Source organism: Xanthomonas vesicatoria ATCC 35937, assembly GCF_001908725.1.
Taxonomy (GTDB): domain Bacteria; phylum Pseudomonadota; class Gammaproteobacteria; order Xanthomonadales; family Xanthomonadaceae; genus Xanthomonas; species Xanthomonas vesicatoria.
Map to the genome: position 1 here is coordinate 3,521,799 of NZ_CP018725.1, position 12,214 is coordinate 3,534,012.

Consider the following 12,214-nt stretch of genomic DNA (forward strand, 5'->3'; position numbering starts at 1 on the left):
AGCAACCATGCTTGGCGTGATTGCCACGACGCACCGTGTTCTGGTTTTCGGGCCATCCAGGCTCACCGGGGATGTATGCAGGCGGGACGCTCTTGCGATTCCCGATTCCCGATTCCCGATTCCCGACTCACGTCAGCCCGTACTCTTTCAATTTCTTGCGCAACGTGGCGCGGTGGATGCCCAGCATCGCCGCGGCGCGGCTCTGGTTGCCTTCGCAGTGATTGAGCACTTCGACAAACAACGGGATCTCCATTTCGCGCAGCACGATCTCGTACACATCGTCCGCGTCGCTGCCGTCCAGATCGCGCAGATAACGGCGAACGGACTGCGCCACGTGTTCGCGCAGCGGCGACTTCGGGGCGCCACGACTGGTGTCAGGACGAGAGGGGGCTGCGTTCAAAGGAAGTTCCCAGTGTCACGAGGCCGGGGCGCGTGGCCGGCGAGGGGGAGTGAGTCTAGCGCGTGACCTCACTGCTCGCCACGCCCATGTGGTCATCGCGCGAGGTCGCGTCCGCTTAGCGGAAGTCGAAACTGAAGGCAGCGGTACTGGCGGCCGGTTCGCGTACGCGAAACGCCACCTGCACGGCTTGCCCCGGCGCCAGCGTGTCGTGCACGGCCGGCGCCTGGCCCAGGTACTCCTGCGGCGACAGCACCCGGGTGCCGATCACCCGTCCATCGGCATCGGACAGCGACAGCTGCAACCAGGGCCAGGCCTGCGCCCAACGCGCATCGTTGCGGAAGCTGGCCTGGATCTCCAGCACACCGGACACACCTGGCAGCGGGCGCACCTCGCGATTGAGCAAGGTCAGGGCGGCCGGCTCGCGCCACGCTGGCAGCGTGCAGCGCACCACTGCACAGGCGCTGGCCACCAGCGGGCGCCAGCGGGCGTCGCCAGCCAGATGCGCACGGTCGGCGATGATGATCTGCAGACCCAGCAACCCGACCAGACCGAGCAACAGCGCCCACTGCCGCCCGCTGGCACGCAGCCGCGGGCGACTGAGCCCACGGCGCGCAAAGGCAGGCGCTGCCAGAGCGGGCACGGGCAAGGGATGCAATTGCGCTGCACTGGTACGCGCGTCGTGGGCGGCGGTGCCGTCGGCTGCGATGCCGGTGGTAGACGCGTCGTTGCCGCCGACATCGAGCGCTTCGATGTCCTGCCGGTCTGCGGCCTCGCGCGCGATGTCGGATGCGGTGTTGGCAGCGGTGTTGGCAGCGGCCTGGTCTGGCGCCTCGTCTGCCGCCCGCCGCCCCACCGGCAGCTGCGGTGCCTCGCGTTCAATCGTTGTGTTTTCTTGCAGTTCTGCGTCGTCTGCCGCGGTACTGCCGTATCCGCTGGTTGGTGGCGGCGTCTGCAGCTGCGCAGTGCGTGGTGCTTCCACGGCCGACGCGCCTGGTGCAGCGACCTCGGGCGCCGGCACCGGGTGCAACACGGGCGCAGCTGGCAACTCGGCGACGGGCATCGGCACCACCTGCTCCGCTGGCGCGGTGGCTGGCACGACAGGCGGTTGAATCAACGTCGGTGCAGGCGGCGGTGTTGCCCGCAGGAATGTGGCCAGGGGGCGGCGCGGTGGCGGAGTCTCTGACATCGGCAGGCGGGCAGCGGGAAGACCGCTATTCAACCACGGGGACGGCGATGGGCGAACGTCCGGATGGGGAAGTGGGACGCGTGCTCACTGGCGCAGCGCCCTAGTAACAATGTCGCGACGCCACCGAGGAATACGGATTCACGGCAAGCCGCTGTCTGCGGCTCCGCGCCTTGCCAGCGATGCGACGGCGCTTACGCGAAATGGATTCACGGAAACTCGCTGTCTGCCTACAGCAAACGCCAACACCACCGCAGCTCACACGACACTGCAGCAAGCACGCTGTTTTGATTCCCGATTCCCGATCCGCCTTCAGGCTCACCGCCTGCGCCGCGTCTTGCCCTCGGCCAGCAACAGATCCAGCAGCCCGCTGCGCTGACGCGGTGCCAGGGTGTCGAAGCGCGCCAGCAACACGCGTTGCTGGTCGTCCAGGCGGCGGTACTGGGCCGGCTCCTCGGCGATCGCCGATACCGGTGGACCGAAGACGCGCTCGCCGCGGCCGGTGGCCAGATATTCGAACGCCATACCGCTGCGCTTGGCCAGGCCGATCAGGTTCTCCACCGACGGCGCGGTGCCTTCGGCCATTTCCCATTGCGCCACCGCGCTGCGGGTCACGCCCAGCTCACCGGCCAGGGCTTCCTGGGTCAGCTTGGTGAAGCTGCGGGCTTCGCGTACTCGTTCGTACAGCTTGCTCACACGGCACCCGAATGGGAGGCAGGCAGGGCCGGGAGATATAGCCCTAGCAGCGCTGAGGGATAGTTCGTATGCCTTTCATATCGGCATATGTTTGCGATACTGTCGTGACGACACCGAGGATGTGATCGCAGCGAACTCAAGGAGGATGTTCATGGTCGAGCCTGTCACTCCAACACCTGGCCGTAAGCGTGGCCAGACCCCGCCGCCGTGCGCGCCCTGGCCGGCCGATTCGCCGCTGGATCCGGCGGCTGCGCGCTTTCGTGGGGCGCGGTGCTACCAGGTCTGGCGAAGAGATCATGAGTGGGCCGCCGTCGCCGAGGGCGCACATTGGTCAGCCGCGCTGGCGCCGCGCGGATGGGCATTGCGCTACCGGCATTGGCCGTTGCTGGGAGCGGGAGCGGCGCTTGCAGCCCTGGCCGCAGGCGGAGTGCTGGCCGGCATGCAGGCGTGGCCGGCGGGCGCCTGGGTGGCGCTGCTGCTGGCCGAGCTGGTATTGCGTGTGGGTGCGGCCCGGCAGGCCGGGCGCTGGCGCAGTGCGGCGTTACAGCGTGCAGGCTGGCAGGCGGTGACCCGCCTGCGTGCGATCAGCGTGGCCGATGCGGTGACCACGGCACAGATCCGCGCCAGCCGCCCGCGGCGGTGAGCCGAATCTGCGATCAGCTGCGGCGAACGCCGTCGATGCGCATCCAGTCTTCGTCGCGCTCGCAACGCAGCTGGTCGAACCATGGTGCGTAGCGCTGCAGCAACTCGTCTTCCTGCCCGTGCAGGATGCCCGACAGGGCAATGCGGCCGCCCGGCGTCACGCGCGCGGCCAGGGTGTCGGCCAGCGCATCCAGCGCCGACGCCAGGATGTTGGCGACCACCACCGGGTAGGTCTGCACCGGTTCGTCCTGGGGCAGATACACCGCCAGCTGCGCGGCCACGGCGTTGCGCTCGGCATTGTCGGCCGTTGCCAGCAGCGCTTGCGGGTCGTTGTCCACCCCGACGGCGCTGGCCGCGCCCAGCTTCAGCGCGGCGACCGCGAGAATGCCCGAGCCGCATCCGAAGTCGAGCACGCTGCGGCCCTGCAGTTCGCCGCTGCCGGCCAGGCTGTCCAGCCAGCGCAGACACAGCGCGGTGGTCTGATGCGTGCCCGATCCGAAGGCCAGGCCCGGATCCAGACGGACCACCGCGGCCTCCGGCGTGTTGGCCTCCTCGGGCAGGTCGTGATTCCACGGCACGATGAAGGTGCGCACGCCGAACTGCATCGGCTTGAACAGATCCATCCAGGCGCGCTCCCAGTCGCTGTCTTCGACCATGCGCAGCGCCACCTGGCTCCAGTCCAGCGCCGGGTCGAACGCTTCCAGCGCGGCAAGCACCTCCAGTGCGTCGCTCTCGCCATCGAACAGCGCGGTCAGCACCAGCGCATTCCATAGCGGCATCTCGCCCACGCCGGGCTCCAGGATGGCACGTTCGTTGCTGGTATCGGCATCGGCATCGAGCAGGGTGACCGCCAGCGCGCCAACCTCCTCCAGCGCGGTCTGGAAGCGGGGCTGGGTGGTATCGGAGCAGGGCAGGGTCAGTTCAAGAAACGGCATCGTGGCGGTCGGCAATCATCAAGGCGTGCATCGTAGACCATTCGCGTCGGCGCGCTCAGGCGTTTCGCCTGGCCGACCTTGGCGTGGAGATCGAGCGAATACGCACGCGTGTTTGTCAGCGATACGGCCGATATCGCTCGCTGTGGGCACTAGGCGGCACTGTGTGACTGGAAGATCTACACGTGTTCCCCAATGAGCTGATCGCCCGCTCTCAGCCGCTACGGCAAGCATCGCCCACCATTGCGGGGCCGGAAGACAGCGCTTTTTTGTCAGCGATACGGCCGATATCGCTCGCTGTGGGCACTAGGCGGCACTGTGTGACTGGAAGATCTACACGTGTTCCCCAATGAGCTGATCGCCCGCTCTCAGCCGCTAAGGCAAGCATTGCCCACCATTGCGGGGCCGGAAGGCAGCGTTCGCTTGCCGGCCCTGCCTGCACGGCCGGGTGCTAGACTCCGCGCCGTCGCTGCGGGCGTCTTCCGCAGCTGGGTTGACGCTGTCATGCCGCTTGTCCGTGCCCGCCATCTCTGGCTGTTGCTCGCTGCCGTCGCGCTCGCGGCGGCTGCGTGGTGGCATCTACGCGCGCAGCCCGCGGAACGCGCCACTGCTGTGCCCGCCGTCGGTACCACTTCCGCGCGCGCGGCTGCGGCACCACCGGCGCGTCGCACATCTTCCGAACGTGGCAACGCGCTGCATCTGCCATATCGCGATGCGGTGGATGCACAGCGGGATCTGTATCGCTACGCGCAGCAGTTGCAGCAGCAGGTGCGTGCCGGCGATGCGCAGGCAGGCTGGCGCCTGAGCCGCGTCTACGATTATTGCGCGCCATATGCGTCCAGCCCGGCCGGTTATGCCGCCGACAGCGAATGGATCGCCGCGCATCAGACGCCGGGCGTGGCCGCGATGCACGCAGCACGCGATCGAGTGGCGCAGCGCTGCGCCGGTTTCGCCCCCAGCGATGGGCTTGGGGCGCACCTCGTGGCGCAGCAACGGCTGAGCGCCGCGCGCGGCGGTAGTCTGGCTGCCGAGGCCGCATTGCTGGCCCTGGGCGAACCGTTGCAGGCAACGCCCGCCTACAAGCGCGCGCTGGTGCACCGTGTACTGGCCTCGCGCGACCCGGAGGCGTACTTGGCCCTGGCGCCGGCGATGGGCGCGCGCGCTAGCGGCGATGACAGCCTGGATGGGTATGTGGCCGGCGATCAGTTCGCCGAACTCGCCTGGCAGGTGGCCGCGTGCCGCCTGGGCCTGGACTGCAGCGCAGACAGCACGCTGGTCACCAGTTATTGCGCCAACGCGGGCATCTGCTCGCGCGACAGCGCACAGGATTTCGTGTCGTTCGTATTCGATGCCGCGGTACCGCGGCAGGGGGCAGACAGGGTGGATGAGATGGTCGATAGATTGGTATCCGATCCGGGAGCACAGTCATGAATTACCGTCGGTTGGCGCATGGCGCCAAGTTCTGGTTCTGGGTGACGTTGTTCGTGGCGTATTCGGCTGCGGCGGTGGGCATCGTGATGATCGATACCGCCGATCACCGTTACCAGCCGCTGTCGATCAAATCGACCACGGTCGGTGCCGACGAGCAGCAGCGACGGCATGGCGCCAGCCAGGTGGCCGCGGTATACCGCGCCAGCAGTGCGATGCCGTTTTCCACCTTGTCGGCCGGCTCGACGTTTCAAGTGGTCTGGCCGGATGGCTCCACCGAGACCATGATGGTGGTCGACCCGGCATCGTCCAGCGGCATCGTGCCGGTGCGCGGCAGTCAGCAGGCGCCTGCGCCAACACGTTGAGCGACGTAGCTGACGGCGCGATGCTTCGATCGCTGTCTGTCGAGGCATGGCGCAGCAGTGCAACGATCGTGCAGCCATAAAAAAGCCCGGTTTCCCGGGCTTTTTTGTGCTCATCAATCGTGCCTGCGATCAGGTCAGCGCAATCGACTTGTTCTTGCGTTCGGCCAGGCGCTTTTCCAGGTAGTGGATGTTCTGCCCACCGGCCTGGAAACCCTTGTCGCGCATGATGCGCTGCTGCAGCGGGATGTTGGTCTTGATGCCGTCCACCACCATCTCGCTCAGCGCCACGCGCATACGCGCGATCGCGGTCTCGCGATCGGGGCCATGCACGATCAGTTTGCCGATCATCGAGTCGTAGTTTGGCGGCACCTTGTAGCCGGCGTAGATGTGCGTATCCACGCGCACCCCCGGACCACCGGGCGGATGGAAGGCGGTGATCAGGCCCGGGTTGGGCATGAAGGTTTCCGGGTCTTCGGCGTTGATGCGGCACTCGATCGCATGCCCACGCAGCACGATGTCGCTCTGCTTGATGCTGAGCTTGTGGCCGGCGGCGATACGCAGTTGCTCGCAGACCAGATCGATGCCGGTGATGCGCTCGGTGACCGGGTGCTCCACCTGGATACGGGTGTTCATTTCGATGAAGTAGAAACGCCCGCCTTCGAACAGGAACTCGAAGGTGCCCGCACCGCGGTAGCCAATGCGGATGCAGGCATCCACGCACACCTTGCCGATTTCAGCGCGCAGTTCTTCGGTGATGCCCGGTGCCGGCGCTTCTTCCACCACCTTCTGGTGGCGGCGCTGCATCGAGCAATCGCGTTCGCCCAGATGGATCGCACCACCCTGACCATCGGCGAGCACCTGGATTTCCACGTGACGCGGATTTTCCAGGAACTTCTCCATGTAGACCTGGTCGTTGCTGAAAGCGGCCTTGGCTTCGGACTTGGTGGTTTCGATCGCGGCCTTCAACGCCGCTTCGGAATGCACCACGCGCATGCCGCGTCCGCCGCCGCCGCCAGCGGCCTTGATGATCACCGGGTAGCCGATTTCGCGCGCCACCTTGGTGTTGGCGACGATGTCGTCGCCCAGCGGGCCGCCCGAGCCGGGCACGCACGGCACGCCGGCGGCCTTCATGGCGCGGATCGCTTCGACCTTGTCGCCCATCAGGCGGATGGTGTCGGCCTTGGGGCCGATGAAGATGAAGCCGGATTCTTCCACGCGCTCGGCAAAGTCGGCGTTTTCCGACAAAAAGCCGTAGCCGGGATGGATGGCCTGCGCATCGGTGACCTCGGCCGCAGCGATCAACGCCGGGATGTTGAGGTAACTGTCGCTGGACGCGGCCGGGCCGATGCACACCGACTCGTCGGCCATGGCCACGTGCTTGAGGTTGCGGTCGACCGTGGAATGCACCGCGACCGTGCGGATGCCGAGCGTATGGCACGCGCGCAGGATGCGTAGCGCGATTTCGCCTCGGTTGGCAATGACAACTTTATCGAGCATGGGAATAGGGAGTCGAGAATGGGGAATGGGTAGAAGCGGGCATCATGGTGCGGCTCCACGTTTGCGTAAGGCATTCATCAATGCGGTGAGCTTGGCGAAGACTTGGTCGACTTGCGGCCGACAATGTCGTCGTCTTCGGTGGTGCTATAGCCCAGTCGTGCGGCAATCTGCACTTGCGTGTCGAGTTCTGACAGCGAACCCCGCGCAATCGACAGAAAGCGCGCGTAGTCGGGGGTGGAGCGCCGCGCGGCACCTTCGGCGATGTTCGACGGAATGCTGACGGCCGAACGACGCAGTTGCGCGGTCAGGCCATAGCGCTCCTGCTCAGGAAAAACTTCGGCCAGTCGGTAGACCATCTCAACTAACTCCATGGAATCGCGCCACGCTTCAAGACGTTCATGAGGCCGCTTTGCCGATTCCCGATTCTCCACTCCCGATTCCCGGCGCTTCAGCCAATCACAAACAGCGGCTGGTCGAATTCCACCGGCTGGCCGGTTTCGCCGAGGATGGCGACGATGGTGCCAGAGGCGTCGGCTTCGATCGGGTTGAACATCTTCATCGCCTCGATGATCGCCAGGGTGTCGCCGGCCTTGACCTGCTGGCCGACGGTGACAAAGGCCGGCTTGTCCGGCGAGGGCGAGGTGTAGAACGTGCCGACCATCGGCGCACGCAGTACATGGCCTTCCGGCAACGCGGCGGCCTGCTTGGCGCCCCCCGTGGAGGCCTCGGTGGGCGACTGCATCGGCATGGAGGCCGCTTGCGGCGGCGCGGCGGGGGCCGGGGCGTACTGCTGCACCGGTGCGCTCATCACCTGGGTGCCCTTGGGTACACGCGCCAGGCGCACGCTTTCTTCGCCTTCCTTGATCTCGATTTCGGCGAGATTGGATTCTTCGAGCAGGTCGATCAGTTTCTTGATTTTGCGGAGATCCATAAGGGCCTCATGAGGTGAATCGGTGGAGAGTGCCGGCGGGGTTGCCGGCGGAATGGGGGTCAGACCGTCGGCATGGCTGCCGTGGTCGTTGCTGCAGGTGTCATGCGTCGCGCTCCAGGCGCGCGATCACCGCCTCCAGCGCCAGCCGGTAGCTATCTGCGCCGAAGCCGCAGATCACGCCGTCGGCCTTGTCGCTGAGATAGCTGTGGTGGCGGAACGGCTCGCGCGCATGCGGATTGGACAGATGGATCTCCACGAACGGCAGGCCCACGCCAAGCAGCGCGTCGCGCAGCGCCACCGAGGTGTGGGTGAAGGCGGCCGGGTTGATCAGGATGTAGGCGGTGCCGTCCTCGCGGGCGGCGTGGATGCGCTCCACCAGCACATGCTCGGCGTTGGACTGCAGGCTGCTGAGCGTGTGCCCGGCGGCCTGCGCGCGGTCCACCAGGGCCGCATCGATCTGCGCCAGCGTGGTGCGCCCGTAGACCTCCGGCTCGCGGGTGCCGAGCAGATTGAGGTTAGGGCCGTGCAGCAGCAGCAGGTGGGCCATGACATCCAGTAGAGCGGAAAGGCCGGAAGTCTGCGCGATGCTGGCGATGCTGTCCAGATAGCAGAAGTTATGCGTGTTTTAAACAGATGTTTTAAATGGCCGCGGGTCGCGGCCGGTGCGAGTGCTGGCGGGCATCCGGGCAGAACAGGTCCGGTTGCGAGGTCTGCTACCTGCCCTGCGTGCAGCATCCTCGCAGGGGCATGCAGTCAGGCGCGATGCGCTGGGGCGCGGCAACCGTGAGACACGGCCACGACGGCAGCGCTGCCGGTCTGCAGGTTCGCATCCTCCACTGCCGCGCGTCAGGATTTTGTTCCGGCAGCAGCAGGTCATCGTTCGGGTCTTCAATTGTGCTGCCCATGCAATGGTGGATCGCCCGGGGGCTTGCCGCGGAAATCGGCGCAGTGGCCGCAATGGCGTGCCGCAAGTCGTGCCGCCAGCGATGCCGCCGGTCGCGGCTGGCGTCTGTCGGCGCCACAGACGGCAAGCGGATGCGCGCCGTTAGTCGCCGGATCTGCTTGCGCTCCGCAGCGGAGCGCCGCCACGGCAACGCTCCATGTCAGTGCAGCGCCATGCGCCGCCTGGACGTCGTCGGCGGGGTTGGTACGCCGGCCTCGATGCGTTCGTAGAACACCACGTTCTTGCCCGCATTCCGAAACGCGGCTCAACGCGCCGCGCGCAGCAACGCATCCTCGGTGATCGCATTGGTCAGCACGGTGGGCAGGATCGCCGGCGGCGCGCCGGGGCCGTAGACCACGTACAGCGGTACGCCGACTGCCTGGTGCTGGTCGAGGAAGGTGCTGATGGCCGGGTCGACATTGGTCCAGTCGCCTTTCATGTAGACCGCATCGACACGGCGCAGCGCATCGCGGAAGTCGGCGCCGCCCAGCACGTTCTTTTCGTTGGCCTTGCAGGTCACGCACCAGTCGGCGGTCATGTTGACGAACACCACGCGGTTGTCGGCACGCAGGCGATCCAGCAACTGCGGCGAAAACGCGACTGCCCCTTCGCTGGCGGCGGTGGCGGCCGGCAGGCGCAGGCGGGTGACACCCACCACCGGCACGATGGCCAGCACCAGCATCACCGCGGCCAGGCGCATGCCCGCGCGATTGCTGTTCCAGCGGCTGCGCTCGAAACACCACAGGCCCAGCGCCAGCAGGGTGGCGCCGACCAGCATCAGCGCCAGCGCATCCACGCCGCGCTGCTTGCCCAGCACCCATAGCAGCCAGATCGCGGTGAGATACATCGGGAACGCCAGGACCTGCTTGAGCGTCTCCATCCACGCACCGGGCGTGGGCAGGCGCCGCGCCAGCGACGGAATGAAGCCGATCAGCAGGAACGGTAGCGCCAGGCCCAGGCCCAGCGCCAGAAACACCAGCATCGCCAGCAGCGCAGGCGCGGTGAACGCATACGCCAGAGCGGTGCCCATGAACGGGGCGATGCAGGGGCTGGCGACCACGCAGGCCAGCACGCCGGTGAAGAAATCGCCCAGCGGGCCGTTGCGCGCGGCCAGCGACTGGCCGATGCCGCCAAGATTGCTGCCCAGCGTGAACACGCCCGACAGGCTCAGGCCCACTGCGAACATCAAATATGCCAACGCTGCCACGAACCACGGCTGCTGTAACTGGAAGCCCCAACCGGCCGCCTGGCCGGCCGCGCGCAGGGCGATCACCAGCCCGCCGATGGCGGCGAACGACACCAGCACGCCCAGCGAATACCAGATGGCATGGCTGCGCGCGTGGCTGCGGCTCTCGCCGCTGTGGGCCAGACCCAGTACTTTCAGCGAGAGGATCGGCAGCACGCACGGCATCAAATTCAGCACCAGGCCACCGAGCAGCGCCAGCGCCAGCATCGCCAGCAGGCTCTTGTCGGTGTGCGGCGGCTGGGTGCGCTGTGGGTTATCGGCTGCCGCCGTCGGCGCGGACTGTGTCTCGCTGTCTGACCGCTGTGCCGGGGCTGGCTCGGGGGGCGCCTGCCCGGCGGCCAGCGGCGAGATCATCAGCGGGGCGGCTTGCGCCTGGTTCTGCGGCGACACCGTGCCGGCGGGCAGGTCCAGCGTTACGCGGCGGGTCATGGGCGGGTAGCAGATGCCATCGGTCTGGCAGCCCTGGAAGGTGGCCACCAGGGTCACGCGCGCCGGGTCGGGATGCTCGCGCAGCAGCGGCAAGGTGACCTCGGCCTGGTCGAAATACACCACCACATCGCCGAAGTGTTCGTCGCGATGGGTCTTGCCTTGCGGCCAGCGTGGCAGCCCGGTACGCACGCCGCTGCTGCCTTCCAGCGCCAGCGAGGTGCGGTCGCGGTAGAGGTAATAACCCGGTGCCGGGGTGAAGCGCAGCAGCAGGCTGTTGCCGTCGCCGACGATGGCTTCGAAGTTGAACGCCTGCTCGGCGGGCAGTGGCAACGCGTCCACGCCGGCAGTCTGGCCGGGCGACCCGAACAGGCGCGGGCCGGGCACGGCGCGTGGCACCAGCGCGCCCAGATTCTCGCGTTGCGGCATGCCGGTGGCTGCCGCCGTTGTCTGTGCGCCGGGCAGGGTGACGCGGATCTCGCGCCGCTGCGGCGGGTAGCACACCCCGGCATCGGCGCAGCCCTGGTACTGCACCTGCAACACCGCGGTTTTCAGCGCCGGATCGGCCTTGCCGGCCAAGGTGGCCTGCAATTGTTTGCGGTAGGTCTGCACCTGCCCGAAGAACTCATCGTGCTTGCTCTCGCCCTCCGGCAGCGCCAGTTCGCCGGCAGAAAAGCCCTGTCCGGATTTGACGCTGATGCGGTGCCGATACAGGTAATAGCCCGGCGCGATCTTCCAGGTCAGGCCGATGCTGTCGCGGCTGTCGGCCTGGGCGCTGAGCACGAACGCCTGGTCCACCGGCAGCAGGTCGGCCTCGCTGACCGCCTGCGCGGCCGGCGCCACCAATGCGAGCGAGGCGGCGATGACAGGGGCGGACAACAGTGCGCAGCGGGCGATCCAGCGGGACAGAAACTTCATGGACGTCAGGATTCCTTGCGGGTGTCGGCCCGGACCCAATCGAGATAGGCCGGCAGCCCGGCGCTGGCTTGGACAGCGACCGCCTCCGGCAGTTCATACGGATGCAGTGCCCGCAGCCGCGCGATGGTGTCGGGCAGGACGTCTTCCCAGGTCTTGATCAGCAGCTGCACCTCGGTGCTGCGCTCGATCGCACCATTCCAGCGGTACAGCGATTGCGCGCCGGGCAGCTGGGTGACGCAGGCGGCCAGCCGTTCGTCGAGCAAGGCACGCGCGATGCGGTCGGCACTGTCGGCATCCGGGCAGGTGCTGAACAACAAATGGAGGGAAGAGGCGTTCATTCGGCCCGGCAGTGTAATCCCCTGCCTGCGGGGGATCGACTGCGCGTTCCGCAATAGGGCGTCAACTTCGCTGGATTGGCGCCGCAGGCGGGCCGGGCGGTAGCGACTGTTGGTGGTTGGGTAGCCAGAGAGGTGCGCTGGGCGGCCATGACGGCGTCTGTGCGTACGCCCATGAACGTAACACGCCGGGTGACTCGCCAGCGCCGAATACCGCTGGCCGAGACGTGCCTGGACCATGCTCCGCGCCAACGTCGGGTTCGCGCAGAGAA

General features: G+C 67.1%; 12 protein-coding genes and 1 pseudogene. 3 read left to right on the plus strand and 10 right to left on the minus strand.

From position 1 onward, the window contains the following. Nucleotides 1–127: 127 nt before the first annotated feature. The 3 genes from fis to BJD12_RS15260 all read right to left on the minus strand — a co-directional run bounded on the left by fis (nt 128) and on the right by BJD12_RS15260 (nt 2,279). The gene (fis, locus tag BJD12_RS15250) at nt 128–400 is read right to left on the minus strand and encodes a DNA-binding transcriptional regulator Fis (protein WP_002804983.1); all 273 of its coding nucleotides are present in this window, start codon (nt 398–400) and stop codon (nt 128–130) included. Between the two features lie 115 nt (nt 401–515). Then, complete coding sequence (locus tag BJD12_RS15255) at nt 516–1,460, minus strand: DUF3426 domain-containing protein (protein WP_005997550.1); 945 nt, start codon at nt 1,458–1,460, stop codon at nt 516–518. 441 nt (nt 1,461–1,901) lie between these two features. Continuing rightward, nucleotides 1,902–2,279 carry a helix-turn-helix transcriptional regulator gene (locus BJD12_RS15260; RefSeq protein ID WP_005997552.1) on the minus strand — a complete coding sequence of 126 codons (378 nt, stop codon included), beginning with the start codon at nt 2,277–2,279 and terminating at the stop codon, nt 1,902–1,904. Between the two features lie 145 nt (nt 2,280–2,424). Here BJD12_RS15260 and BJD12_RS15265 point away from each other — a divergent pair, with 145 nt between their 5' ends. After that, nucleotides 2,425–2,922, plus strand: a complete 498-nt coding sequence (locus tag BJD12_RS15265; protein WP_039421745.1) for a hypothetical protein — start codon at nt 2,425–2,427, stop codon at nt 2,920–2,922. A 13-nt stretch (nt 2,923–2,935) separates the two neighbouring features. On the opposite strand, the gene prmA is transcribed toward BJD12_RS15265, so the two are convergent. Beyond that, nucleotides 2,936–3,856, minus strand: a complete 921-nt coding sequence (prmA, locus tag BJD12_RS15270) for a 50S ribosomal protein L11 methyltransferase (protein WP_005997556.1) — start codon at nt 3,854–3,856, stop codon at nt 2,936–2,938. A 501-nt stretch (nt 3,857–4,357) separates the two neighbouring features. Here prmA and BJD12_RS15275 point away from each other — a divergent pair. Both BJD12_RS15275 and BJD12_RS15280 read left to right on the plus strand, forming a co-directional pair. Beyond that, on the plus strand, nt 4,358–5,284 hold the full coding sequence (locus BJD12_RS15275; protein WP_039421748.1) for a hypothetical protein: 927 nt from the start codon (nt 4,358–4,360) through the stop codon (nt 5,282–5,284). After that, nucleotides 5,281–5,646, plus strand: coding sequence for a hypothetical protein (locus BJD12_RS15280; protein WP_005997560.1), 366 nt, complete (start codon nt 5,281–5,283; stop codon nt 5,644–5,646). The genes BJD12_RS15275 and BJD12_RS15280 overlap by 4 nt, the downstream gene beginning before the upstream one ends. A 129-nt stretch (nt 5,647–5,775) precedes the next feature. On the opposite strand, the gene accC is transcribed toward BJD12_RS15280, so the two are convergent. The 6 genes and pseudogenes from accC to cutA form a co-directional block, all read right to left on the minus strand. Further along, on the minus strand, nt 5,776–7,143 hold the full coding sequence (gene accC, locus BJD12_RS15285; RefSeq protein ID WP_005997562.1) for an acetyl-CoA carboxylase biotin carboxylase subunit: 1,368 nt from the start codon (nt 7,141–7,143) through the stop codon (nt 5,776–5,778). 42 nt (nt 7,144–7,185) lie between these two features. Further along, nucleotides 7,186–7,514: pseudogene (locus BJD12_RS15290) on the minus strand (four helix bundle protein). A 77-nt stretch (nt 7,515–7,591) separates the two neighbouring features. Beyond that, nucleotides 7,592–8,074, minus strand: coding sequence for an acetyl-CoA carboxylase biotin carboxyl carrier protein (accB, locus tag BJD12_RS15295; RefSeq protein WP_005997567.1), 483 nt, complete (start codon nt 8,072–8,074; stop codon nt 7,592–7,594). 100 nt (nt 8,075–8,174) lie between these two features. Beyond that, the gene (gene aroQ / locus BJD12_RS15300) at nt 8,175–8,621 is read right to left on the minus strand and encodes a type II 3-dehydroquinate dehydratase (RefSeq protein WP_005997569.1); all 447 of its coding nucleotides are present in this window, start codon (nt 8,619–8,621) and stop codon (nt 8,175–8,177) included. 661 nt (nt 8,622–9,282) lie between these two features. Continuing rightward, nucleotides 9,283–11,607: a protein-disulfide reductase DsbD family protein gene (locus BJD12_RS15305; RefSeq protein WP_005997570.1), complete on the minus strand. Its 2,325-nt coding sequence runs from the start codon at nt 11,605–11,607 to the stop codon at nt 9,283–9,285. 5 nt (nt 11,608–11,612) lie between these two features. Next, the gene (cutA, locus tag BJD12_RS15310) at nt 11,613–11,945 is read right to left on the minus strand and encodes a divalent-cation tolerance protein CutA (RefSeq protein WP_005997572.1); all 333 of its coding nucleotides are present in this window, start codon (nt 11,943–11,945) and stop codon (nt 11,613–11,615) included. Nucleotides 11,946–12,214 lie beyond the last annotated feature (269 nt).

Bases quoted from the DNA above. Each gene is read 5' to 3' on its own strand.
- prmA (WP_005997556.1), bottom strand. From the start codon at position 3,856: ATGCCGTTTCTTGAACTGACCCTGCCCTGCTCCGATACCACCCAGCCC.
- BJD12_RS15305 (WP_005997570.1), bottom strand. From the start codon at position 11,607: ATGAAGTTTCTGTCCCGCTGGATCGCCCGCTGCGCACTGTTGTCCGCC.
- cutA (WP_005997572.1), bottom strand. From the start codon at position 11,945: ATGAACGCCTCTTCCCTCCATTTGTTGTTCAGCACCTGCCCGGATGCC.
- aroQ (WP_005997569.1), bottom strand. From the start codon at position 8,621: ATGGCCCACCTGCTGCTGCTGCACGGCCCTAACCTCAATCTGCTCGGC.
- accC (WP_005997562.1), bottom strand. From the start codon at position 7,143: ATGCTCGATAAAGTTGTCATTGCCAACCGAGGCGAAATCGCGCTACGC.
- BJD12_RS15280 (WP_005997560.1), top strand. From the start codon at position 5,281: ATGAATTACCGTCGGTTGGCGCATGGCGCCAAGTTCTGGTTCTGGGTG.
- BJD12_RS15265 (WP_039421745.1), top strand. From the start codon at position 2,425: ATGTTCATGGTCGAGCCTGTCACTCCAACACCTGGCCGTAAGCGTGGC.
- BJD12_RS15275 (WP_039421748.1), top strand. From the start codon at position 4,358: ATGCCGCTTGTCCGTGCCCGCCATCTCTGGCTGTTGCTCGCTGCCGTC.
- BJD12_RS15255 (WP_005997550.1), bottom strand. From the start codon at position 1,460: ATGCCCGTCGCCGAGTTGCCAGCTGCGCCCGTGTTGCACCCGGTGCCG.
- accB (WP_005997567.1), bottom strand. From the start codon at position 8,074: ATGGATCTCCGCAAAATCAAGAAACTGATCGACCTGCTCGAAGAATCC.